Consider the following 24,197-nt stretch of genomic DNA (forward strand, 5'->3'; position numbering starts at 1 on the left):
TTATCAAAAACGCACGCTACAAAAAATATACAAATCAAAAAAAATCACATTTTTTTACGAATTTGACAAAAAACCCTTGCTTTTGTTAGGTTTTAGAAGCATTACAAAACACCAAACTACATCGTTGTAGATTAGCTATTTGCATAAAATGTTGTGGTAATGTATAGGTATTTTAACTATTTGTTTGGGTGTTATAAATCCAAGATATAATTTGTTAAGCTCACATCATGCTCTAATTCCATTTTTTTACGAAGTCTGTATCGTTTTACTTCTACACTTCTAGGAGAAATATTTAGTAAAGGAGCTATTTCTTTTGAACTTAAATTTAGTCGTAAATAAGCACATAATCTTAAATCGTTTGGAGTAAGTGATGTGTGTTTAGCTTTAATCTTCTTAAGAAAATCTTTATCAGCATTATTAAAGGCTTCCTGGAAGAGTTTCCAATCATCAGTATTATTAAGGTTTTTATCAATGATTTTAATAACAGGTTTTAAACCCTTTCCTTCTTGGGCAGCTTTAAGTTCATCTTTAATGCTATTTAAAAACTCATTTTTCTTTATCAAGCTCATAGTGGAAATAGCCAGCTCTCGGTTTTTGTTGTCTATGTCTTGTTGTAGCTTTTCGTTCTTAAAAGCCATAAGCTGTTGTTCATTTTCTAATTTCTTAAGATCTAATTCGCGTTGAGTTCTTTCTAATAGTTTTTCACGTTGCTTTTTGTAATAGTTTTTATATACATTATGCATAAAGAATGAAAACAGCGCAACACCCAACACATATAAAACAATCATTGTATTGGTTATATACCAAGGCTTTGCAATTGTAAAATTATAAGACGCTACATTAGTTGTAATAGTATTACCTACTCTTCCTCTTACATTAAAAGTATAGTTTCCGTAGGGTAAGTTTTTGAAAGACTCTTCAGAATGGTTACTCCACGAACTCCAATTATCGTAAATTCCCTTAAGCTGATATTGATACTCTGCCTCAGAATAGCGATTAAATTCAGAGATACTATACGAGAATGTTAAGTTGTTTTCTTTATTTTCAAAATTTCCTGACACAGATTTATCTATAGCACTTTGGTCTCCATCAAGAGCACTCATTTTTATTGTGTTGATGTCTATTTTAAACTTTCGTTCTTTAAGCTTTTCTAAATCAACTACAATATATCCTGATGAAGACCCTAAAAGGTATTTTTGACCATGCAAGTAAGATATATTCTCATAACCTGTCATTTCATTTCTCAATGAACTTGGTAAAGCAATTGAATGTATTTCTGGGATACGACTTAATTTCCCAGGTGTAAGATAGTTAAGTTCCTTATCAGAAAAACTCCAAAGCCTATTCGAGTTTTGATGCGCAATCAACTTACCTGAGGTGTAGCTTTGCTCATTAAATAACTTACTGTATATAGAATCTCTTTGAAATGTACTGTTTTCAGAATCATATTTAAAAACTCCTTTTTTGTATGCGTAAAAAATAGAATTGTTAAATTTTACTAGACTAGAATTATAGCCTTTATCTACAGTACTATCTTTTGTGAGTTTAATAACTTTGGTTAAGGCATCGTCAACTTTTATTTTAAAAACTCCTTTGTACTCATGACTTACCAGAATCTCATTATTTTGTGATTGCTCAAAATACTTAGATGAATTATTAAATCCTTCTATTTTATTCCTGAAAGTCCAACCTAATGATGTTTTCTCTAAAATGTTCAACCCATTATAATTTCCTTGTAACAGTAGGTTTTCAGCATCTTTAATAGGTTGAATATCCCAAGTACCTTGCACATTGGAAACTAATTGTGCTGAATTATTTTCTACTACATAAGTTCCCATATTATGACCACAAAATAATTGGTCATTTACAACTCTCAAACACCAAACCTGTCCTTTAGTACCTTTAATAAATTTAAACGCTTCGCTGCTATCTTCTTTTTTGTAGAAAAGTCCTTGATTAGTTCCTAAATAAAGGTTTCCGTTGTAAACTGCAGAACAATACACAGTTCCTAAATCGCCTTTTATATCATTGTAAATTCTAAACGGAGAAGTAATATTAACACAGTTAACACCATTATCTAGACCAAGCCATATATTGTTATCCACATCTTCCATTAAAGATAATACAGTATTATTACCCAAACCATCTTCGTGACTTATGGAATAATTAATTATACCATCTTCGGTTAAATGCAATAAACCGTTTGATATTGTTCCTAAAGCAAAACTGTTATCCTTAAGCTGAATGCTACTATAAATCGTGAAATTTGATAATTGAACATTGGCAGGAATATTCCATTTTCTCAATTCATCATTATTGAAAACAAATAATCCTTCAGATTGCGTGTGTATCAACAATGATTGTCCTTGCTGAAATACATTTACTATCCTACTACTCTTCAATACTTCATGGTTACTTACTAATTTAGGTAAGCCGTTTTCTAACTTAAATAAACCTTTGCCATACTTCTGAAAGTAAATACTGTTACCTACCTTGTACATTTTAACAATTTCAGTTTCACATTCAATAACCTTTATTGTTTGGTTTGAAATATTATAAATATAAATTCTATTTAAAGACTGAAACAATACCCAATCATCAACTCCTATGATGTTCCAAAACTGTTCGTCTTCAATAAGTGGTTGCTGTAAAGTTTTAGATATTGAGGTATAATCTAAAGTTCCAAATTGATTATGCGACCAATAACCAAACTCCATATAGCAACCTGTATAAATACGTTCGTTAATCGCTGTTACCGAACGTATAACAGTTTCGTTAGGCGAATTATAAAGTGTCCATACCGCACCATTAAATTCTAGCAAGCCTTTATTGTTTGCTACATATACATACCTATTTTCTGCTTGAGTGATTGACCAGTTTTGATTTCCTGCATTGTAATCTTTAGTAGTATAAACTTCAATTGGAGGCAACTCGTCTTGAGAAAAGCAAACACTAAACTGTATAGCTATAAAAAGAAAAGAAAGTATATAGGCTTTAATTTTCACTCAATGTTAAATTATTAGTTACACAAGTATACAAATAAATAAAAAAACACAACTCTCAAACTGTACAATCATTAGTCAACACTATACTTATCAATTCATTTTAACAACCCTAAAATTTATTTAACAATTGTTTAACTTCGTTTAGTTCGGTTTGTTACGAACTAATCAATATTTTTGCATTGTAAAATTTTAATAAGATGAAAACAATGGATGGGAAAAAGGGTGAGTTAGTAGAAAAACTAGGGATTCATTTTGAAAGAAAAAAGCAGATGGCTCCTGTGGCAGCCAGAATTTTTTCTTATGTGATTTTAACAGGAAAACAAGGAACTACTTTTGAAGATTTAGTATCAAACCTTTGTGCTAGCAAGAGTACAATTTCAACACATCTTAATCATTTACAAGATTTAAAAAAGATAACCTACTTCACCAAAACAGGTGACAGAAAAAAATACTTCATTATGGATCATGACAGTATGATTCGTGATATAGGAAATCTAATTGAAGAGTGGAAATCTGAACAACAACTTCACTTAGAAATTATGGATTTTAAAAGAGATGCCAACAAAAACTTGAGCGATGAAAATAAATTTGACCTACAATTTCATGAAAGCTTTGTAGAATTTCATGATGAAGCCATAAAATCAATAAATAAATTAAAAGAAACAATTGTAAATAATTAATACTAATCAAAATCAAAAAATGAAACAATTTCGAATATATAGTACGATAGTTTTGGGAGTTGCCACATTAGTGTTTACAGGGTGTAAACAAGAACAGCAACAAGCACAACAGCAAGCTCAGGCTTTACCATTTACAGTAACTGAAGTCCCTCAAAAAAGTGCTACTGCCTATACAACCTACCCAACAACAATTGAAGGAACAATTAACAGTGAAGTACGTGCAAAGGTATCTGGTTACATTCAAAAAGTTTTGGTAGACGAAGGCCAACAAGTTAAAAAAGGACAAGCTCTTTTTAAATTGGAAACTCAATCTTTAAGTCAAGATGCTGAAGCTGCTAAAGCTAGTGTTAATGTAGCTCAGGTAGAAGTTGACAAACTAAAGCCTTTGGTAGAAAAAAATATAATAAGCTCAGTACAATTAGAAACTGCTAAAGCTAATTTAGCACAAGCCAAAAGCGCTTATAATAGTATTGTTGCAAATATTGGTTATGCAACAGTAGTAAGCCCTGTAGATGGTTATGTTGGAGCTATTCCTTACAGAGAAGGGTCTTTAGTAAGTGCTACAAGTGCTAAACCATTAACTACTGTTGCAAGTATAGAAAAAGTATATGCCTATTTTTCTATGAATGAAACTGAATATTTAAACTTCTTACAACAAACAGAAGGTAAAACACTTCAGGACAAAATAAACAACTTCCCAAAGGTTGAATTGCTGTTAGCTAATGGTCAAACCTACAACCAACAAGGAATTATCCAAACAGTAACAGGACAAATAGATGCTAATACAGGAACGGTAAGTTTTAGGGCTATTTTTGAAAACCCTAACCTTTTATTAACCAATGGTAACAGCGGTACCATTGAAATTCCTAAGCATTATGAAAATGTTGCTGTAGTACCTCAAACTGCTACTTTTGAGCAACAAGGACAAACATTTGTTTATAAAGTTGAAAATAACACTACAGTTTCAACTCTTATTTCAATTCAAGATAAAACCAATGAGCTTTACATTGTAAACTCAGGCGTACAAAAAGGAGATGTAATAGTGGTTAAGGGTATTGGTAAACTTAGAAACCGAACACCTATTCAACCACAAAAAGTTGCTTTTGATAGCATCGTAAAACCAATCAAAACTTTGTTTCAATAATATTTAGAAGACAAAAATCATGTTAAAAACCTTTATAGAAAGACCGGTTTTATCGACCGTTATTTCCATCATTATAGTTATTCTGGGTGTTTTAGGGTATTCAACCTTACCAGTAGAACAATATCCAGACATTGCACCTCCAACTATTCAAGTAAATGCAACTTACCCTGGAGCAAGTGCCGAAACAATCTTGGAGAGTGTTATCATTCCTATTGAAGAACAAATAAACGGAGTTGAAGGAATGACTTATATGACTTCCTCTGCTGACAATAATGGTACAGCAAACATTACTGTTTATTTCGATCAGGAAATGGATCCAGACATAGCAGCTGTAAACGTTCAAAACCGTGTAGCACGTGCAAATCCATTATTACCCAGTGAAGTAATTCAAACAGGTGTAACTACTCAAAAACAGCAGACATCTGCTTTAATGTTCTTGTCCGTATTTTCAAAAAATGAAGATTACAATGCTACTTTTGTTCAGAATTATTTAAAAATCAACGTTATTCCTGCATTACAAAGGGTTAATGGTGTTGGTAATGTACAAGTATTCTCCAACCAAGATTATGCTATGCGAGTATGGTTAAAACCAGAAAAACTAGCAGCTTACAATCTTGTTCCTAGCGATGTTACAGCAGCTTTACAAGAACAAAGTTTAGAAGCATCTGCTGGTTCTTTAGGGCAAAACGATGGACAAGCATTTTCATACAATATTAAGTATAGTGGTCGTTTTAAAACTGAAAAACAATATGAAGACATTATCATAAAAGCTTTAGATAATGGTGAATATTTACATTTAAAAGATGTAGCAAAAATTGAGTTAGATGCTCAGGGTTATGATGGTTATGGATTTACCGAAGGTTACCCAAGTGTGAATATGGGTATTTATCAAACAGCTGGTTCTAACGCTCAGGAAATTATTGAAACCATTAAAACAGAATTAGATCGTTTATCTCTAGATTTTCCAGATGGTATCGAGTATGTGATTAATTACGACACCAACAATTTCTTAACTGCTTCCATGAACAAGGTACGTAATACCTTAATTGAAGCCTTCTTATTGGTGTTTTTGGTAGTATTTATATTCCTTCAGGATTTTCGTTCTACATTAATTCCTGCTATTGCAGTTCCAGTAGCTATTATTGGTACGTTCTTCTTTTTGAACTTATTTGGTTACTCCATTAACCTATTAACCTTATTTGCATTGGTACTGGCCATTGGTATTGTGGTTGATGATGCCATTGTGGTTGTTGAGGCAGTACATGCCAAAATAGATGAAGGTGCAACAGATGCCAAAGCAGCTACACTAGATGCCATGCATGAAATATCAGGAGCAATTATATCTATTACCTTGGTTATGGCTGCTGTATTTATTCCCGTAACCTTTATTCAAGGTCCAACAGGTGTATTCTATGAGCAATTTGGTGTTACATTGATTGTTGCCATTTTAATTTCAGCTGTCAACGCATTAACTTTAAGTCCTGCGCTTTGTGCTTTGTTTTTAAAAGGTCATGACGAAGAAGAGCACAAAAACAAAAGTTTCTTACAGAAATTCTACGATAAATTTAATGCTGGATTTAATGCCACAACCCAACGTTATGGTAAATCATTGGCATTCCTATACAAAAACAAATGGATTACAGCTTTTGTATTGATTCTCTCTGGAGTTGGAATTTGGTGGGCTGCAAATACGACGCCTACTGGATTTGTTCCTAATGAAGATAGAGGAATCATATTCATGAATATTGAATTGCCTGCTGGAGCTTCAATGGACAGAACAAATATGGTGACCGAAGAATTATATGAAAAAGCCAGTGCGCTTGAAGGTGTTAGAGGTGTGACGGTTATTAATGGTAGAAGTTTGATTAGTGGAGCTGGAACAAACTATGGATTGGGATTTGTTAAGCTGAATGATTGGGATGAACGTGAAAGCGAAGACCTATCGGCTAATGCCATTATTGGTAAGTTATTTGGTATTGCAGCTGGTATTCCTGATGCGAACATCATTTTCTTTGCGCCTCCAAGTATTCCTGGATTTGGGCTTTCTGGTGGATTTGAAGTGAACTTACTGGATAAATCTGGTGGTAGTTTTGAAGATTTAGATGCTACAACCCAAGAGTTCATTGGTAACCTAATGAAGCATCCTGAAATTCAGTATGGACAATCTTCATTCAACACAAAATATCCACAGTACGAATTGGACATCAATGTACCATTAGCCAAGCGTTATGGCGTTACAATTAGTAGTATATTCTCAACTTTACAAGGTTATATAGGTGGTGTGTATGCAGCAGATTTTGCGAGATTTGGAAAGCAATATAGAGTGTATGTTCAAGCCTCTCCTGAAGACAGAAGTGATGCTAATTCTTTAAACGAATTATATATAAAAACAGCAAGCGGTGAAATGGCTCCTATCACACAGTTTGTGAGTTTAAAACGTGTGTATGGTCCACAATCGGTAACACGATTCAACTTATATAACTCTTCAAAAATCAGTGGTGCTTCAAACCCTGGGTTTAGTACAGGTGATGCCATTGCCATTGTAAATGAAGAAATCAAAAATCTGCCTAGCACCTATGAAGTTGCCTACTCAGGTTTATCTCGTGAGGAAGTTAGTGCAGGAAACCAAACAGTTGTTATTTTCTTACTAGTAATAGTGTTTGTGTATTTCTTATTGGCAGCTCAGTACGAAAGTTATTTATTACCATTATCGGTAATTTTCTCACTGCCTTTAGGTGTATTTGGAGCATTCTTTTCTACCAAAATGATGGGATTAGAAAACAACATCTACTTCCAGATTGCCTTAATCATGTTAGTTGGTCTTTTAGCTAAAAACGCAATTCTTATTGTGGAGTTTGCTGTACAACGTCGACGACATGGTGAAAGCTTAGTAGATGCAGCTATAAATGGAGCCAAAGCACGTTTACGTCCTATTTTAATGACATCTTTTGCCTTTATCTTAGGATTAATGCCATTAGTATTGGCTAAAGGTGTAGGTGCCGAAGGAAACAATTCCATTGGTACAGGAGCAGCTGGCGGAATGTTAATAGGAACCATTTTAGGTGTATTTGTTATCCCAATTTTATTCATCTTTTTCCAATGGTTACAAGAAAAAGTATCTCGTAAACCAGAAGTAGAAACAATTGAAGCTTAAAAAAATGAAATCAACTATAAATAAAAATTTTAGTAAAGGCGCATTAGTTTTAATGCTTGCGCTAACACTGCAAAGTTGTTTTGTGGCGAAGGATTACACACGTCCTGAATTAGAAGAAACAGAACATTTGTACAGAACTGATAACTTACCACAAGATAGTTTGTCTATGGCAGATGTATCATGGAAAGATATGTTCTCTGACACTTACTTAAAACAATATATTGAAGAAGGTCTTCAAAACAACTTGGACATTCGTGTGGCTATTCAACAAATAGCAGCTGCCGAAGCTTACATGAAACAAGGTAAAGCAGGCTATTTTCCAACAGTAAGTGCTAACGCACAAGTAACCCATCAAGAGTTATCTGAAAACAGTCAGTTTGGTGGTTTGTTTTCTTCTTTAGATCAATATGAACTTTCAGCAAACTTATCTTGGGAAGCTGACATTTGGGGAAAGATAAGAAGTAATAAACGTGCTGGCGAAGCTAGCTATTTACAAACAGTTGCAGCTCATCAAGCTGTTAAAACACAATTAGTTTCAGCTATTGCTTCAACCTACTACCAATTGTTAGCTTTAGATGCTCAATTGGAAATTACAAATCAAACTATTGCAACAAGAGATAGCAGTGTGTACACCATTAAAGCGCTTAAAGATGCTGGACAAGTGACTCAAGTTGCAGTGGACCAAAATATAGCACAATACAATAATGCAAAAGCACTAAAAGTAGATTTGGAAGTTGCTATTTTTAAAACTGAAAATGCTTTTAATTTATTATTAGGAAGACCAGCAGAAACTGTTAACCGAAGTGCATTAACTCAACAGCAGTTAAATGCTGATATTAAATTAGGTGTTCCTGCTACTCTACTTAGCAACAGACCTGATGTTATTGCTGCCGAATACAGCTTAATTAATGCCTTTGAATTAACCAATGTTGCTAGAAGTAATTTTTACCCATCGTTAACCTTAACAGCAAGTGGCGGATTTCAAAGTTTAGAATTAGATGAATTATTTAATGCCAATTCATTGTTCGCAACTCTTGTTGGAGGATTAACACAGCCAATATTTAACAAGAGACAAATTAAAACTCAGCATGAAGTAGCTGTTTCTCAACAAGAACAAGCCTTATTAAACTTTAAAAAGACTTTACTAACAGCTGGTAACGAAGTATCAAATGCATTATACGATTATGATGCTGAAACTGAAAAATTTGAATACAGACAAAATGAAGTTGAAGCGCTACGACAAGCCGAAGCAAATTCTGAGGAATTACTTAAAAATGGTTATGCTAATTACTTAGACCTATTAACTGCAAGAGAAAGCGCTTTAAATGCTGAATTGAATGTTATTGACAATAAACTACAGCAGTTATTAAGTGTTGTTAATTTATATGAAGCACTTGGTGGTGGCTGGAAATAATAATGATAAGTAAAGAAGAACTTTTGGAATGTTCGGTGGCTAATTTTACCACCTTTGGAAGCAAGCGTTTTACTATGGACGAGTTGGCGCACTGTTTGGGTATTTCAAAAAAAACTATTTACAAATATTACAGTAGTAAAGAGGAGCTTGTTATAGCTAGTGTTACGTGTTTGATAGACTCTTTTAATGAAAATATAAAGGAAATAATAGCTAAAGAACAAGACCCTCTTTCTTGTATTATACTATTGTACAAACGAGGGTTTGAGTATTTAAAACACTTTAAACCTTCGTTTATTTTTGGCTTAAAAAAATACTACCCTGAAGCCAATAAAGTCTTTGATGATTTTAGGGATGAGTTTGTTAACGAAATTGTTTATGGGCTACTACAAAAAGCTCAAGTATTTAAGTTTATTAGTAGTGATGTGAATATAAAATTGTTTTGCGAGTTGTATTTTAAGAGGTTTGAAGAAATTGCTTTTAAAGACAATACGCTTTTTGACACTTACAGTAATGATGAGCTTTTAAATCATTTTGTGATTTTTAGTTTAAAAGGAATTATTAATCCTAATTACGAAAATCCTCATTTTAAAAAAGCCTCCTTTTAATACAAAAGGAGACTTCTCTACTAATCAATTCAAAAAACACTTACTTTATTATTGAGCTATTAGGTTTAAAGAAACCACAAGCAAACTACCTCCTCCAGAGAATTTTTCGGCCCAAACCTCTATGTAATCGCCTTGAGACAATTCAACTGAACCCACAACAGACACAGCTCCTACATCATTATTTGCTCCAATTTCTCTATAAACTTTGGTATCTTCTAAAACACTTCCATTTTTTGCTATATAGAAGATATAAATTGAGTTATTGTTATCACCTTGAAAAGAAATACTAGATGATATGTGAAAGTTTCTAGTCTTAACACCATCATAAACAATTCTATTATCAACAGGAGCACTAAATCTAAATAAGTTATTAGATGTTGAGGTTCCTACAAGCTTTGTCTCAACTCCTGATCCTATTGATCCAAAATCTGTTTCAAAGCCACTACCAATTGGTGCATCTAGGTGTATATCTCCACTTGCTACATTATCAGTTTCTAATTGAATTCCTGGACAATCCACATCCCAAGCTGTAGTGAAGTTATAACCAGGATATGTTCCTACTGTATATGGGTTTACTCTTGTTCCTGCACCTGTAAAACTTATTTCAGAAAGCAAAGCAGAAATATTAATTGTAGGGTTTGCACTTAAATCAATTCCTGTTTCTCCTGAATCAGCTACAACTCTTCCATTAGCCAATTGCAAATTATCAAATGTCCCTGAAAGAGTTAAAAAAGTACCTGAATTAGTATCAGTCCAAAACACTTTATCCATATACAAAGACGTGATATTTGAAGCATCAATACCATCACTAGAGTTAATGAGCTGAAACACCTCAAAATATACTATACCTAAGTTACTTAATGTTCCTATTGAAGATGCTCCATTAATAATTACACTATATCCAACAACACTTTCTACTCCAGACCCTGTGATATCAAAAACTTGTTGTCCATTACCACTAATCACAACATCTTTAATACGTCCACCTTTACTACCACTAAACAAAGCTGAACCTGTATTATTTACAAGAATATCTTCTCCTGTGTCATGTCCTTCAATATATGCTCCATTTAAATCTATTGGGTTATCTATTAGTATTGTTCCGTTGATTTCATATAAGTAATTTTCGTTTAAAACATATTTTCCACCTGATAATTCATCAGATAAATCAGCAACACTTTTAACCAACTTATAATTAGTTCTAGTTTCTGCTCCCTCTAATGGCAACCAACTTCCTCCATTATAAAAATAAAACACATTTTCATCGGTATCGAATACCAAAAGCCCTTCAGCTGGACTAGAAATTGCAGTTCTTTGAGTAGTGGTCATTCGTGGAGTTAACATTCCTTTTTCCGTAGAGCTTATATCTAACATTGAAGAAGGATCTGGATTGGTTGTTCCAATTCCAACTTGAGAAAAACCGTTGTAATTAAAACCTATGCATAAGGTTATAATAGAGATTATAAATTTTATTTTTTTCATAACTAGTAGTTTAAGATTTTTTGGGTGTGTTTGCTATTAATTGTTTCTATCTGTACAATATAAACTCCATCACTTTCACTAAATGGAATTGATATGTTTGTTTTATTATTAAGGTTCTTATTTAAGGCTAATATTTCTTGACCTAATACATTAAATACTTTTATAGATTTAAGCTCTACTCTATTTGCATTGCTTATAATTATATGCTCATTACCATCATAATAAATTTTGACATTTTCAATATCGTTGTCATTGTTAGATAAAGTTGCTTGCGGCATAAATACTATTGAAAATCTATCTAAATATTCGCCTATTGGTAAATTAACACTGTAGCTAGACTCGGTTAAATTATGAGTAGTGTTTAATACATTATCTTTTAAATAAACATTATCAGAAAAGTTTTCAAGAGCATCAATCATGATATTATGTGTTCCATTTTCAGAAATTAAAATACCTATAGGGAACTCTAACGTATTTTGATAATCATCTAAACCTTGAATTGCATATTTTTTAGTTAAGTCGTTATCAATAATAAAAAACATATCATCTTCTCTATGTCTATTTAGCAGTGCATCATAACCCAAGTTATAATTTATATCAGCTGGTGAATTTGGTAAAAAACCAAGTAGTAATTGCCTGTGAAATCCTTCTGGATCTTCGTAACCTAGTCTAATGTATTGTTTAACTGATTCTTGTTGGTTACTATCTGTTGTACTATAAAAAATAGACTCTTCAACTACTTCAGACTTAAATGCTCTTTGAGAGTTATTAAACACAATAGAACCTGTACCATAAGCTTCAACAAAAAAGCCCTGACCAACTGGCATATATTGTTTTGGAGGTGTAACACTACCTGAGCTACCTAGTCCACTTATTAAAGGTGATGCTATTGAAGGAGGTGTACCTCCTGTTAAATTTCTTATTGCATAACCTCCTAAATAATCGGTTAAAGCATGAGAAGTTGATCCTCCATCAACCCAAAAGTAAAGCGCATCTAGAAGTAAAATATTATCATTAATAAACTTTTCAGAATCAAGTGCAGAAGGATACGGATTCCCTAACAATGATTGCTCTCCTGAGTTTATTGCAAACGAATAATCTCCATTATTTGGCGCTCCATAATACACATAATTCTGTTCTGACAATAGAGTGTTTGTCCCTTTCATGGTATAACCTTGTCCAGGGTTTAAAGTGCTGTTTTCATCTAAACTTACCCAATCAGAATATGCTCCTGTACCTTGCATGTATTGATACAACCAATAGGTATTAATGGTCAAAGGTGTAATTACATTATCAGATCCATCAACAACCGATGGCAAACCATTGTATGGCGAACCAGAATTAAATGAAGCTTGTTGTGGATTAAATGAATTAATACTAGAATCTGTACCATCAAACTTTCCTCCTAATAGTGAAAATGTACCACCATTATTAATTGGAGACGACCAATAGTTAAACTTATAGGCTGATGAGTATCCTTGTTGGTCAATTAACAACTTTCCTGATGTTATTGTATTAGCATCAACACCAGAGTGCGTTTGGATTAGTTGCGCTTCTCCAACAAGTCTAATATCTCCACTTGTAAAATTTACAGCATTTTCTACATTTAAAGCAAATCCATCGTTTACTGAAAGTCCTTTAGTGTTAGTTGCTGTTACATCAACTTCTAAGTTGTAAAAGTTAATTTCATTAGATAATCCTGAAATACTTAACAAAGGATTACTCGCACTTTTAAAATAAGTAGTTCCAGAAGTGGAGGTTGTAGTTCCGTTGTTTACAAAGTTGTTGTTTAGGTATAAATTACCATCGTTGTTATGAGTTCCTGTTGTTTTATTAGTGTATTCATTTTCAAAATAAACATCAGTTGATGCTGAGATTTCAAATACTCCTTCATTTGAGATTTGCGAGTACCCAAACGAAAAGCAAAAAAGAGCAAGAAAACATATTTTAGTGTAGTTTTTCTTCATAAAAAAAGGCTATAGTTAATAAAGTAGATTGGGTTAAGGTGTAATTCTTAAAGCATCAGAGTTATAATTTTCTTTGTGATATTTACAGTTACTTGAATAGGTTTCAATTTTTGAAAACACCTTATATATATGATCTTTTCTTAAAGGCTTATAGATTAAATCTTCACAGAGTAATTCGTTTTTTGCCTTTATAACATCTTTTAGGTTAGTTGTAGCTGAGAGCATATAAATTTTTATCTCTTTCCTTTTAGGCTTCTTTAGTTTTTTAAATTCTTCTAAAAATTGAAAACCATCCATAAAAGGCATACTAATGTCTAGTAAAATGATGTCTGGTAAGGAAAGCGTTGGGTAAACAGTTTTACCGTCTAGAATTTGCAAAAACTTAAGCGCAGAATTTGCGTTAACAAAGGTTCGCACATTGCAATCTGGCACAACCTTTTCAATTGTTTTTTGACTAACAAATAAATCAATTTTATTATCGTCAATTAACATAATGTTCAACTTCATAAGTAGGGAGTTTTAAAGTTAATTATTTAGGGTTAAAGAGATGAGTACTCCTTTGGGGTTTTTAAAGTACTTACTCCTAATTTTTCTATTTCATTTATAATATTTTTTTTAAGGTTTTGTTTTATAATTAAAGTTGCCGAAACTACAATTCCTAGTTCATTAAAATTTGGGGAAACTAGTGTAGAATAGTTTATTTTTTTTCCATTTGCATCTAGGTCATAACTTTCAAATTCACTTAAAGTCTTGTTAATGAATACGTAATCAATATTTCTCTTAAAAACTTCAAAAAAATCAATGTTAATATAGTCATAAATATATGTACTTATCAAATCTTGAATGCTTTTATTGTAACATTCTTTACTAACATTTAATATTTTTCCATGCTTGGTAATTGTAAAAACATAAACAGGCATATTATTAAAAAGTGTTTTGCTTTTTATGTTTTCTTCTTTTAAGTTTTTATTGTCTAATTTATATTGGGTAACGTCATTATATATTGCTAAATACCTTGTATGTTTTTCCTTTTTAGTTTTAAATGGAATTATCGTTGCATCTAACCAAATTTCTTTACCATTAGATAAGGTTTCTCTTAGAGTACCTTTCCATGTTTTTCCCATTTTTAAAGTTCGCCACAACCCTTTATACAAAGGATCTGAATGCAAATGAGACTTAAAAAGTGTATGCGATTCTCCTATTACTTTATCACTATCATACTCTAGTGTTTTACAAAAAACATTATTGGCATACTCTACTCTTCCTAAGTCGTCTGTTATGGTAACCATAGAGTTAGATTCTAATTGAGATAATATTAAATTTTTAAGCTTATTCTCTCCCATAAAAATCATTTTTAGTTTCTATACAGTATTGTTTTGCTAATCTTATGTCACCGAAAATGCCATGAGGTGTAGTAGAATCGTATATTCTTTTATAAGAAGCAATTAAAAGTTTTGCTCCAATAGAATTTAGAATAAAAGCTTCAGAAATTCTTAAACTTTTTAAAATTGGGGAATTAGCCATTAAATTTCCTGCTTCAGGTGTAAAGGCTCCTTTAACACCTCTTATATCTACAACAAAAGGCATTGGGTTACCCTGACACATTTTTTCAATTGCTTTTATATATTCTTCTACTTTATTCAAATCTAATTTGCTGTAATTATTAGTGCTTAAAAATTGACAAAAAAGTATACCATCTTCAATCCAAAATTTAGTATTGCCTACTTTCACAACTTTATGATTATCCATACTTTAACTTAATCCGTTGAAAATAATATTGTTTTTATCGCAATGCCTTATTGCCATCCTTAACGTCTTAAATACTCTATCTGGAATTATAGGGTTATACATAAAACTATAAACAGTTAACACTCCTTTTAAAAGATAACTATCAACTAAAAATGTCTTAGAAAGCACTAAAGAATTAAGTATTGAGTTATTCACTAAAAACTTAAATATCTTAATAGCTTTAAAAAACTCTACATTTTCAATATTTATGATAATAGGCATATATTTTCCTCCTGATAATGAAGCTATTACTTTAGAGAAGATTTTTTCAACAGCAGCTTCCGTTTGGTTAGAGTCATAACTATTACTTACCTCACAATAAATAATATTGTCTTCAACCTTAAATCTAAAATCATCTATTCGTATTTCACTCTTCATTATCCTGAATTTGAATCATTTAAGACAATACCAATGCCAAAAAATGACCTCAAGAAGAAAAACAAATACAAAGCATTGATTTTCAACAACTTAAAAATATAAGGCTTTTTTCAATGAAATTAAAACGTGTCGGAATACCGTGTTTTTTTTATAAGAAGAAAAGACACTCACGGAATACCGTGAGTATTACGTTAAGGTTTTTGTATTCCTAGTTTGGTCATTTTATCACGTAAGGTACTAGGTTTTAGTCCCAATACATCTGAAGCGCTTTTTGGACCACTAATTTTCCAGTTACAACTTTCTAACACTTCAAGTATGTGAGCTTTTAATACAGAGTTTAAAGATAAGTCCTTACTATTGATACGTTGTTTTGATTTTTGCGTTGAAGTTTCAAAACCTGGTATCATTAAAGTTTCTGTGCTTGTTAGTATTACAGCTCTTTCTATTAAGTTTTCTAGCTCTCTAATATTCCCAGGCCAATTATAAGTCTTCATTTGAGCCATAGCTTCATCAGAAATATACTTTATTTGCTTTTCATAAGCTTTATTGAATTTATCTACAAAATGCTCAACCAATAGAGGAATATCCTCTTTACGATCTCTCAATGGCGGAATACTAATAGGGAACACGTTAAGCCTAAAATACAAGTCTTCCCTAAATTGCTTTTTCTCAATTTCTTCTTTAAGATTTCTGTTTGTAGCTGCAATAACTCTAACATCTAGCTTTTTTAAGCCAACTCCTCCTACTACCTCAATTTCGCCTTCTTGTAAGAATCTTAAAATTTTAGGTTGCATGTCTATTGGAAGTTCTCCTATTTCATCTAAAAAAAGCGTTCCACCATCAGCAAGTTCAAATTTTCCAACTTTATCACTAAACGCTCCTGTAAACGACCCTTTTTTATGTCCAAACAACTCGCTCTCAATCAACTCCCTTGGTATTGCTGAACAGTTTACTTTTATTAACGGTTTATTATTTCGGTTACTTGTATTGTGAATTGCTCTCGCTAATAGCTCTTTACCTGTACCAGATTCTCCTAACAACAATACAGTAGCATTTGTTGGAGCAACACGTTCTACTTCTGTCAACACATTACTAAACTCAACACTACCATATACCATTTCTTCATAATTGAAGACAAGGTCTAACTCATTTCTTAAATAAACGTTCTCTTGTTCTAACTGCTTTTTTAATTCATTCAACTGTTTATTAGCCTCTAAAAGTTGAGTATTTGTTTTCGCTATTGTTTCTTCGGCTATTTTTCGTTCATAACTCTCTACCATTAAGGACACCACATTAGCTATAGAACTTGCAAACTCTTGTTCTTCAATAGTCCAATCTCTAGTCTCCTCACCAACATGCTCAAAACAAATTATACCATAATACCCAGTTGTGCTGTTTATAAACACATCCATTAACGATTTAATTTTATTAGGTTTAAGGTAGTTTTCTGAAAACTGCTTGGTGATGTTATCATTTTGGGCATCAACCACTAAAATAGATTTATTGCTTTCTAAAGCCTTAAAATAGTTTGGGTTGTCCTCATAATTTATGGTGAAGTTTTTTTCATAAGAGTTTGATTTTAATTCATATAATTGCTCACAATGTATCGCATTATTATTATCATTAAAACTCCAAACACTTACACGACAAACATTTAATGTTTCGGCAGATAGTTTAGTAATTGTCTTTAATGAAGATTTAAAATCGTGTCCTACAAGTTCAGCTAATTTTAAAATTACATCTTTTTTTTGTGAAGACTGTATTGCACGTTCTTCTAATATTTTTTTAGCTTTTTCTTCCTCTGAAATATCTTTCATTGTTCCAAATAAAGCTGTAATTTCTCCAGTTTCGTTTTTAATAGCTCCTGTTAAAAATGATGCTAAAAACTGCTCTCCATTTTTTCTTATAAGTTCATATTGAAGTGATGGAGACTCTCCTGCTTCTATTCTTTTTTTATCAACAAGAATTTTATTGTAATCCTCTTTTTTAGTAAATGAGTAAGGTAATTGCATTCCAACCAATTCTTCTTTGGAGTATCCTAAAATTTTACAAGTTGAGTCGTTAACCATTATAACTTCCCCTTCAAGATTAGTTATAATTAAACCTTCTTGCATAGACATAACAAGGTTACTAGTAAACTCTTTGGCTGCTCTTAAATCTAGTTCTGCTTTTTTTCGTTCAGTAGTATCTATTATTGTTCCAAAATAAGATTTTATAGTTCCATCAGAGTCTTCAATACCAGAAACCATTACATCAACATTAAAACGGGTTCCGTCTTTACGCATGTATATAGTTTCAAAATTATTTAGTTCTTCTCCTCTTTCTATTTGTTCGTGACGAAGGTTGGACTCATCTTCAATTTCTGGTGGCGAAAAAGGATATGGACATTGCTGACCAATCAACTCTTCTTCAGTAAAACCAGACATCTTACAAAACGAAGGATTTACTTTGGTTATTTCGGTTTCCATATTGAACACAATTAACCCTTCGTTCATTGATTCTATTAAAGATTCAGAATAGTCTCTAGCTTCTTTTATTTCTAATTCAGCCTTTTTTTGTTTGGTAACATCTCTAATAATTCCAACAAGAAACTTATTACCTTCTTCATCTAAAAAGCGAGTTTTTTTAGTCGATAAATATTGTGTTTCTCCTCCTCTTAATGTTAAGGTTTCTTCATTAACATTCTCTTCTCCTGTCTTTAAAACATGCCTATCTATTTTTAATGCTAATTCGGCCTCTTCAGGCTCAACATCTTCTACAAGTGTTTTTCCTATTATATAGTCTCTAGGTAAATCAAACATTTTACAAAATGCATCGTTAGCTAAAATAACTTTACTATGCTCATCCTTAACAAAAACAGGGTCTCCTATTTTATTAATAATATTGTTTAAGTATTTTTCACTTTTGGCTATTAAACGTTCCGCTATTTTTTGTGGAGTAATATCTATAAAATATAAGGTCAATCCATTAGCATGAGGATACACTTTATTGGCAAACCATTTATTCAAAGGCTCATAATAGTCCTCAAAATATTGGGTTTCTCTTGTTTCAATTGCCTTATTAAATGCATTGTAAGTTGGTAGACCTACTGCTTCAGGAAACTCAGTCCATACATGTTTACCTAATAAATCTTCAGGTAATCTTCCTAAAATCTCACCAGCTCTATTATTAATATAGGTATAACAAAGGTTAGTGTCAAAAGAAACCAAACCATCAGAAATATTATTTAATGTGTTTTCGAGTTGTGAGGAAATGTTTCTCTCAATCAGTAAATTAAGATATCTTTTTCTATAATTTAAAACCGAAAAAATGTCTTTATTAGATAGCTCGAGTGACTCTATATCATTATCAAGATCAGAAATTGATTGAAAATATTTAAGATAAGCTATTACTTTAGACTTAGTATTTTTTATGGCAGCCAAAAAAACTAAAACAGGAAATTCTTCTCCTTTTTTATGCTTATAAACAGCTTCAAATTCACGTTTTAAATGATTCTCTTGAAAATCTTTAAACCTCTGGTTAAACTCATTAATATATTTTTTTGGCCAAAACGGAAATGGAGTTTTAATATTTAGTAACTCGTTTTTATTAAATCCTGTTATACTACAAGCCGCAGCATTGACCATTAAAACTTCACCTTGGGTGTCAGTAATTAAAAGTCCATCCTGTAAGGATTCAATAAAATTTTCAGAAAACCCATAGGAATTCTGTAGCTCTAGAAGTAATTTTTTCTTTGTGTTGCTCATAAAAACATATTTAATCCCTCTAATGCGCTTTGTTGAATTAACACCTGAAAAAATACTGCTTACTATATAAGAAAGTATTTAAAAATTAAAGTACTTCTTTTATCATAAAAAAACTAATTTAATCGATAAAAGGACAAAAGAAATTTTTATAGGTCTTTTTTAATCCACCCAACAATAAGTTAGCAACTTAAAAAAAAAACGTAAAGAACTGTTAATCAAAACACAACAGTTAAAATTATCTTAAAAGAAAATTATCCATTCATAGGCGAAAATTGTCCATTTTAACACATTGTTTTCTTCTTCAAATTTGCAGTGTCAATAATGACAAACAATTTAAAATATAAAAAAATGGAAAATTTAACTGCAACGGAATTTAAAGTTCCTACACGAGAAGAAGTATCTCAAAACAATCAAGAAATTTTTGATAATTTAAACAAAGCTCTAGGCTTTGTTCCAAATCTTTATGCTACAATAGCATATTCTGATAATGGTTTGAAACGTTTTTTAGACTACCAAAACGCTAAAACCTCTTTAAACAACAAAGAAAAAGAAGCTGTAAACCTTATTGTAAGTCAGGTAAACGAATGTGTGTATTGCCAAAGTGCACATTTAGTACTTGGTAAAATGAACGGATTTAGCGACGAGCAATTACTAGATATTAGAAAAGGAACAAGTGATAATGCTAAACTAAACGCTTTAGTAAAATTAGCAGCTGATATCACTGAAAACAGAGGAAAAGCTAGTAATGAAAATGTTGCTGATTTCTTTGCTCAAGGTTATACAAAAGAAAACCTTGTGGATGTTATTCTTCAAGTAAGTGACAAAACAGCAATGAACTATTTACACAATCTAACTAAAGTGCCAGTAGACTTTCCTATTGCTGAAAGTATTTAAAACATTCTAAAAAAACAGAGTCTTTTCTTGTTGAAGAGGCTCTTTATAACTCATTAAAACAAAACACAATGAAAACACATAGTATTAATTGGCGAAATGCCATTTTAGCAGGTATCACAGGGACTTTAGCTTTTGATTTGATAGGTCTTTTATTCACAGGAACGTGGTGGGATATTGCAGGAATAATAGGAGAAAAAACAGGACTAGGTTTAGCGTATGGTGTATTTGGTCATTACTCAAACGGTATATTATTAGCTGTTTTATACGCAGGAATAGCACCATCATTAATTGGTCCTAATTGGCTAAGAGCTCAAATTTTTGTAATTGCAGAAACCATAGCACTTGTTTGGTTTTTTATGTTTCCTCTTTTAGGTGCTGGTGTTGCTGGTTTAGAAGCTGGAGCAATGCTACCAATAGTTTCAATGGTAAGGCACTTAGCATATGGTGTTCCTTTATGGTTCTTTATTCATAAATTTCAACAACAAGAACTAAGTAGTAAAGCCACAATAAAAGCCTAATGATAATTAATCCAATACACAAACAACCTTTTTCATTCTAAAATCAAAATGAAGAAGGTTGTTAACACAACCAAAAACACATTAAAAATGAATACAGAAATAAAACACCCAATTCCTCCATTTAATGAAGAAACGGCAAGATTAAAAGTACAAATGGCTGAAGATGCTTGGAACTCTAAAGATCCAGTAAAAGTATCTAAAGCATATACAATAGATTCTGAATGGAGAAATAGAACTCAGTTCATTAATGGAAGAACTGAAATTATTGCATTTTTAACCAAAAAATGGAATAACGAAAGACACTACAAACTAAAAAAAGAGCTTTGGGGATTTAAAGACAATAGAATGGCTGTGAGGTTTGAGTATGAATTTCAAGATAATAACGACCAATGGTATAGAGCCTACGGAAATGAGCTTTGGGAATTTGACGAAAATGGGCTTATGCAAAAGCGTTACGCAAGCATAAATGATTTAAAAATTGAAGAAAGCGACAGACGATTATAAAACCTAACAATCAACAACACAATGAATAGAAGGCTTTTAGGAAATGTATTAATTGTTATACTCCTTGTTTTATTAGGTTCAGGTATAGCTATGTACATCATACCATTTAGCAAAGGTCTTGCTTCTTTGCATACAGTTTTTGGTTTCTTGTTTGTATTAACTATGGTATTCCATATAATCAATAACAAAAAACCACTCTTTAACTACATCACGGGAAATAGAAAACCACGTTTTCAAAAACTTCAAGCGCCATTTATTTTTAGCATTATTGTAGCTCTAGCTTTTGGTCTATATTTTAATATACCTTTATTAAATGGCGTTTATAATTTTGGTAATCAGTTAAGAAATAAAAAACTAGGGAAAGTTGAAACACCTTTTGAGTATGAAGTCATAGAACTCTCTAATGCTAATGGCCATCATAATTTTGAAATAGAATTAAAAAAAGGCAATGCTTTTCAATATCCTTTGTTCGCTATATGGTTAGAAGATAGTCTTGGTAATTATATAGAAACGCTTTATATTTCTAGAGTAATAGCATCAAGTACATTTGATTATGGTAAAAACGTTGACGGTAAATGGCAATCTGCAGTAAAAAGACGTCCTGAAGCTTTACCATATTGGTCTCATAAAAGAGGTATAAAAGCATCAGATGGTTTATATGTGCCGCTTAATAACGCTACAGATATTGATGCTGTTTCGGGTGCAACACCTACAGGGAATTTTATTATTAAATCTAAAAGTGATTTGAACGATTTAAAACACTATAAAGTAATGCTAGAAGTAAATCAATCTTACGATTGGAATAACTATTACACCAAAGATAAATTTCCTGATGATGACATATATTCTGGTTCTGGTCAAGTTGGTCAACCATCATTAATTTATGCTACAGAGGCATCATCTCTCAACATTAAAGACAATACGTATAAAATAATGCAACTTATAGGTCATGGACATCATTCAGGAAAAAATGGCAACCTTTACAAGGATCTTTCGCACATTAGCACAGCAAAACAAATTATAGATAGAGTAATTCTAAAAGTACACTAACAAGCAATAATGATTATGGAACAAAGAGATAGCTTTACGCTCACAAACCCACAAACAGGTAATTTAGCATTCAAACTATGTTATTTTGAACGTAACAATCCTTTTGACCATATAGACAAACACAACTATTACTTCCTTATTTGGATACAACAAGGTAACGGAATTATAAAAGCCGATTTTAACACTTATAATTTTACGCCAAATACGTTATTGTCGTTTTCACCTCATCAACCTTTTTTACTTGAAGCTGAAAGTTCTTTGAGTGGTTTAGTTATAAATTTTCATCCAGATTTTTTTTGTATTCATAAACACCATAAAGAAGTAGCTTGTCATGGTGTATTGTTCAATAATATTTACAATCCTCCTTTTGTAGATGTAGATGCTAAAGCCCAAGCCAATTTTAATATGGTAGTAGAGCAAATTAAAACTGAAATGCAAAATCCTGCTCTAGCACAATATGAATTATTGGTTTCTTACTTAAAGATTTTTTTAATTACTGCATCAAGGTTAAAAACCGAGCAACAGTCTGAAATACAAAAAGAACGTAGTGATACAGAAGAACCATTTATACTTCAAAATTTAAAAAACTACATTGAAACACATTATAAAACCAAGCACTCTGCTAGTGAATATGCTGATATGCTTGCAATAACACCCAAAGCTCTTACCAAGTTAACCAAAGCCCACTTTAACAAAACACTAACCGATTTAATTTCTGAGCGTATAATTATAGAAGCCAAACGAGAACTCTATTTAACCAACAAAACTGTAAAAGAAATAGCTTTTGAATTAGGTTATAATGATGAATATTACTTTAGTAGATTTTTTAAGAAAAATGCCGAAGTATCTCCTCAATTGTATAGAGACACTGTAGGATTTGATAGAATATCAGCCTTACAATAATATAACTCAAAAATAGTATCTTTATTCATTCAAACTATTTCAATTACTACTATTGGTGTTTGGGTAACCTTGAAAAGTTAATGAATCGTGAAATAATAGACATAAACGACTGCACAATTTTATTAGAAGAAGCTTCAACTAATACTACTTTAGTTGATTCCTGCTTTTTTGACGAACCAGTAATAGCTATAGCCTTTTATGGTGCTGGCGATGTTGGTTTAAACGTAAAATACAACGAAAAAACTAAAACATTTCATCATACAAAAGGTATGGTACTTTCGTTTTATGCTGATGAAAAAGTAGAATTTGAGCACCTAGTTTCATCACAAAAACCATTACAATGCTTGGTGATAGCAACGAGTTTAAGAAATTTAGATAAGCTGCCTAATGGTGAAGGTCAATTTCTAGAACAATTTTTACACCAACTAGTACATCCAAAAGATCATTATGTTGAAGGTCCTGTTTTTAAAATGAGCCCTGAAATGTTTCTATTAGTTGAACAGTTCTTTAGCAACACTTATGAAGGAGGTATTAAAATGATGTTTTACAAAAGCCATATGACGGCTTTACTTTCACATTACTTCGGACAATTAGCAAGTCAACAATCAACAAAAATAAATGTTGAACAACTTGAAAAAATTAATCTTGCGCAAGAACTCCTATTATCTGATTTAGAAAACCCACCTTCACTTACCGAACTTGCCCATAAAATAGGCACCAACACTAACACTCTAAAAAAAGAATTTAAAGCCCAATTTGGTGTTCCTGTTTTTAAGTACTTACAAAATGAGCGTTTAAATAAGGCACACAATCTCATAAAAAAAGAGCGCACAACCATCCAAGAAGCTGCTTGGGCTGTAGGTTATGACAGCCTAGGCTCATTCTCAAATGCTTTTGAAAAAAAATTTGGCTACAGACCTAGCCAAGTCTAAAATGCTTTTCGAATAAATCTTAATGCTTTTTAA

General features: G+C 31.9%; 19 protein-coding genes. 11 read left to right on the forward strand and 8 right to left on the reverse strand.

Features of this window, described 5'->3' with window-relative positions; genetic code table 11:
- Window positions 1-191: 191 nt before the first annotated feature.
- Window positions 192-3,005 (reverse strand): triple tyrosine motif-containing protein, encoded by a 2,814-nt coding sequence (locus tag A8975_RS09670; RefSeq protein WP_134200142.1) that lies wholly within the window; start codon window positions 3,003-3,005, stop codon window positions 192-194.
- Between the two features lie 197 nt (window positions 3,006-3,202).
- Here A8975_RS09670 and A8975_RS09675 point away from each other — a divergent pair, with 197 nt between their 5' ends.
- Genes A8975_RS09675 through A8975_RS09695 form a run of 5 tightly spaced genes read left to right on the forward strand, consistent with a single transcriptional unit; the run spans window position 3,203 to window position 10,002 of the window.
- Window positions 3,203-3,685 (forward strand): GbsR/MarR family transcriptional regulator, encoded by a 483-nt coding sequence (locus A8975_RS09675; RefSeq protein ID WP_134200144.1) that lies wholly within the window; start codon window positions 3,203-3,205, stop codon window positions 3,683-3,685.
- A 19-nt stretch (window positions 3,686-3,704) separates the two neighbouring features.
- Window positions 3,705-4,829: an efflux RND transporter periplasmic adaptor subunit gene (locus A8975_RS09680; RefSeq protein WP_134200146.1), complete on the forward strand. Its 1,125-nt coding sequence runs from the start codon at window positions 3,705-3,707 to the stop codon at window positions 4,827-4,829.
- 19 nt (window positions 4,830-4,848) lie between these two features.
- Window positions 4,849-7,983, forward strand: a complete 3,135-nt coding sequence (locus A8975_RS09685; protein WP_134200148.1) for an efflux RND transporter permease subunit — start codon at window positions 4,849-4,851, stop codon at window positions 7,981-7,983.
- Between the two features lie 4 nt (window positions 7,984-7,987).
- Window positions 7,988-9,397 (forward strand): efflux transporter outer membrane subunit, encoded by a 1,410-nt coding sequence (locus tag A8975_RS09690; protein WP_134200150.1) that lies wholly within the window; start codon window positions 7,988-7,990, stop codon window positions 9,395-9,397.
- Between the two features lie 2 nt (window positions 9,398-9,399).
- Window positions 9,400-10,002, forward strand: coding sequence for a TetR/AcrR family transcriptional regulator (locus A8975_RS09695; protein WP_134200152.1), 603 nt, complete (start codon window positions 9,400-9,402; stop codon window positions 10,000-10,002).
- A gap of 48 nt (window positions 10,003-10,050) precedes the next feature.
- Here the strand turns inward: A8975_RS09695 and A8975_RS09700 are convergent, their stop codons facing one another.
- The 7 genes from A8975_RS09700 to A8975_RS09730 form a co-directional block, all read right to left on the reverse strand.
- Window positions 10,051-11,484: a cell wall anchor protein gene (locus tag A8975_RS09700; RefSeq protein ID WP_208325369.1), complete on the reverse strand. Its 1,434-nt coding sequence runs from the start codon at window positions 11,482-11,484 to the stop codon at window positions 10,051-10,053.
- 2 nt (window positions 11,485-11,486) lie between these two features.
- A complete protein-coding gene (locus tag A8975_RS09705) occupies window positions 11,487-13,451 on the reverse strand; it encodes a T9SS type A sorting domain-containing protein (RefSeq protein WP_134200154.1) in 1,965 nt (654 codons plus the stop codon).
- Window positions 13,452-13,484: 33 nt separating this feature from the next.
- Window positions 13,485-13,958 carry a response regulator gene (locus A8975_RS09710; protein ID WP_134200156.1) on the reverse strand — a complete coding sequence of 158 codons (474 nt, stop codon included), beginning with the start codon at window positions 13,956-13,958 and terminating at the stop codon, window positions 13,485-13,487.
- A 32-nt stretch (window positions 13,959-13,990) separates the two neighbouring features.
- On the reverse strand, window positions 13,991-14,794 hold the full coding sequence (locus tag A8975_RS09715) for a PAS domain-containing protein (protein ID WP_166667466.1): 804 nt from the start codon (window positions 14,792-14,794) through the stop codon (window positions 13,991-13,993).
- Window positions 14,781-15,200, reverse strand: coding sequence for a hypothetical protein (locus A8975_RS09720; RefSeq protein ID WP_129760665.1), 420 nt, complete (start codon window positions 15,198-15,200; stop codon window positions 14,781-14,783). The genes A8975_RS09715 and A8975_RS09720 overlap by 14 nt, the downstream gene beginning before the upstream one ends.
- Before the next feature lie 3 nt (window positions 15,201-15,203).
- The gene (locus tag A8975_RS09725; protein ID WP_129760664.1) at window positions 15,204-15,617 is read right to left on the reverse strand and encodes a hypothetical protein; all 414 of its coding nucleotides are present in this window, start codon (window positions 15,615-15,617) and stop codon (window positions 15,204-15,206) included.
- 191 nt (window positions 15,618-15,808) lie between these two features.
- A complete protein-coding gene (locus tag A8975_RS09730) occupies window positions 15,809-19,363 on the reverse strand; it encodes a PAS domain S-box protein (RefSeq protein ID WP_134200160.1) in 3,555 nt (1,184 codons plus the stop codon).
- A 348-nt stretch (window positions 19,364-19,711) separates the two neighbouring features.
- Between A8975_RS09730 and A8975_RS09735 the strand changes: the two genes are divergently transcribed.
- From A8975_RS09735 to A8975_RS09760, 6 genes are all read left to right on the forward strand, one after another.
- Window positions 19,712-20,257 (forward strand): carboxymuconolactone decarboxylase family protein, encoded by a 546-nt coding sequence (locus A8975_RS09735; RefSeq protein WP_131507464.1) that lies wholly within the window; start codon window positions 19,712-19,714, stop codon window positions 20,255-20,257.
- 68 nt (window positions 20,258-20,325) lie between these two features.
- Window positions 20,326-20,775, forward strand: a complete 450-nt coding sequence (locus tag A8975_RS09740; protein WP_208325370.1) for a hypothetical protein — start codon at window positions 20,326-20,328, stop codon at window positions 20,773-20,775.
- A gap of 48 nt (window positions 20,776-20,823) precedes the next feature.
- Window positions 20,824-21,279 (forward strand): nuclear transport factor 2 family protein, encoded by a 456-nt coding sequence (locus tag A8975_RS09745; RefSeq protein WP_243832971.1) that lies wholly within the window; start codon window positions 20,824-20,826, stop codon window positions 21,277-21,279.
- 21 nt (window positions 21,280-21,300) lie between these two features.
- The gene (locus A8975_RS09750; protein WP_134200162.1) at window positions 21,301-22,329 is read left to right on the forward strand and encodes a hypothetical protein; all 1,029 of its coding nucleotides are present in this window, start codon (window positions 21,301-21,303) and stop codon (window positions 22,327-22,329) included.
- Window positions 22,330-22,344: 15 nt separating this feature from the next.
- Window positions 22,345-23,232: a helix-turn-helix domain-containing protein gene (locus A8975_RS09755; protein ID WP_134200164.1), complete on the forward strand. Its 888-nt coding sequence runs from the start codon at window positions 22,345-22,347 to the stop codon at window positions 23,230-23,232.
- Window positions 23,233-23,312: 80 nt separating this feature from the next.
- Window positions 23,313-24,164 carry a helix-turn-helix domain-containing protein gene (locus tag A8975_RS09760; RefSeq protein ID WP_134200166.1) on the forward strand — a complete coding sequence of 284 codons (852 nt, stop codon included), beginning with the start codon at window positions 23,313-23,315 and terminating at the stop codon, window positions 24,162-24,164.
- The last annotated feature ends 33 nt before the right edge of the window (window positions 24,165-24,197 follow it).

This window comes from Meridianimaribacter flavus, from assembly GCF_004366715.1.
GTDB classification, from domain to species: domain Bacteria; phylum Bacteroidota; class Bacteroidia; order Flavobacteriales; family Flavobacteriaceae; genus Gaetbulibacter_B; species Gaetbulibacter_B jejuensis.

Excerpts from the sequence above, each read along its gene's own strand:
- A8975_RS09675 (WP_134200144.1), top strand. The coding sequence starts at position 3,203 with ATGAAAACAATGGATGGGAAAAAGGGTGAGTTAGTAGAAAAACTAGGG.
- A8975_RS09680 (WP_134200146.1), top strand. The coding sequence starts at position 3,705 with ATGAAACAATTTCGAATATATAGTACGATAGTTTTGGGAGTTGCCACA.
- A8975_RS09685 (WP_134200148.1), top strand. The coding sequence starts at position 4,849 with ATGTTAAAAACCTTTATAGAAAGACCGGTTTTATCGACCGTTATTTCC.
- A8975_RS09690 (WP_134200150.1), top strand. The coding sequence starts at position 7,988 with ATGAAATCAACTATAAATAAAAATTTTAGTAAAGGCGCATTAGTTTTA.
- A8975_RS09695 (WP_134200152.1), top strand. The coding sequence starts at position 9,400 with ATGATAAGTAAAGAAGAACTTTTGGAATGTTCGGTGGCTAATTTTACC.
- A8975_RS09700 (WP_208325369.1), bottom strand. The coding sequence starts at position 11,484 with ATGAAAAAAATAAAATTTATAATCTCTATTATAACCTTATGCATAGGT.
- A8975_RS09705 (WP_134200154.1), bottom strand. The coding sequence starts at position 13,451 with ATGAAGAAAAACTACACTAAAATATGTTTTCTTGCTCTTTTTTGCTTT.
- A8975_RS09710 (WP_134200156.1), bottom strand. The coding sequence starts at position 13,958 with ATGAAGTTGAACATTATGTTAATTGACGATAATAAAATTGATTTATTT.
- A8975_RS09715 (WP_166667466.1), bottom strand. The coding sequence starts at position 14,794 with ATGGGAGAGAATAAGCTTAAAAATTTAATATTATCTCAATTAGAATCT.
- A8975_RS09720 (WP_129760665.1), bottom strand. The coding sequence starts at position 15,200 with ATGGATAATCATAAAGTTGTGAAAGTAGGCAATACTAAATTTTGGATT.
- A8975_RS09725 (WP_129760664.1), bottom strand. The coding sequence starts at position 15,617 with ATGAAGAGTGAAATACGAATAGATGATTTTAGATTTAAGGTTGAAGAC.
- A8975_RS09730 (WP_134200160.1), bottom strand. The coding sequence starts at position 19,363 with ATGAGCAACACAAAGAAAAAATTACTTCTAGAGCTACAGAATTCCTAT.
- A8975_RS09735 (WP_131507464.1), top strand. The coding sequence starts at position 19,712 with ATGGAAAATTTAACTGCAACGGAATTTAAAGTTCCTACACGAGAAGAA.
- A8975_RS09740 (WP_208325370.1), top strand. The coding sequence starts at position 20,326 with ATGAAAACACATAGTATTAATTGGCGAAATGCCATTTTAGCAGGTATC.
- A8975_RS09745 (WP_243832971.1), top strand. The coding sequence starts at position 20,824 with ATGAAGAAGGTTGTTAACACAACCAAAAACACATTAAAAATGAATACA.
- A8975_RS09750 (WP_134200162.1), top strand. The coding sequence starts at position 21,301 with ATGAATAGAAGGCTTTTAGGAAATGTATTAATTGTTATACTCCTTGTT.
- A8975_RS09755 (WP_134200164.1), top strand. The coding sequence starts at position 22,345 with ATGGAACAAAGAGATAGCTTTACGCTCACAAACCCACAAACAGGTAAT.
- A8975_RS09760 (WP_134200166.1), top strand. The coding sequence starts at position 23,313 with ATGAATCGTGAAATAATAGACATAAACGACTGCACAATTTTATTAGAA.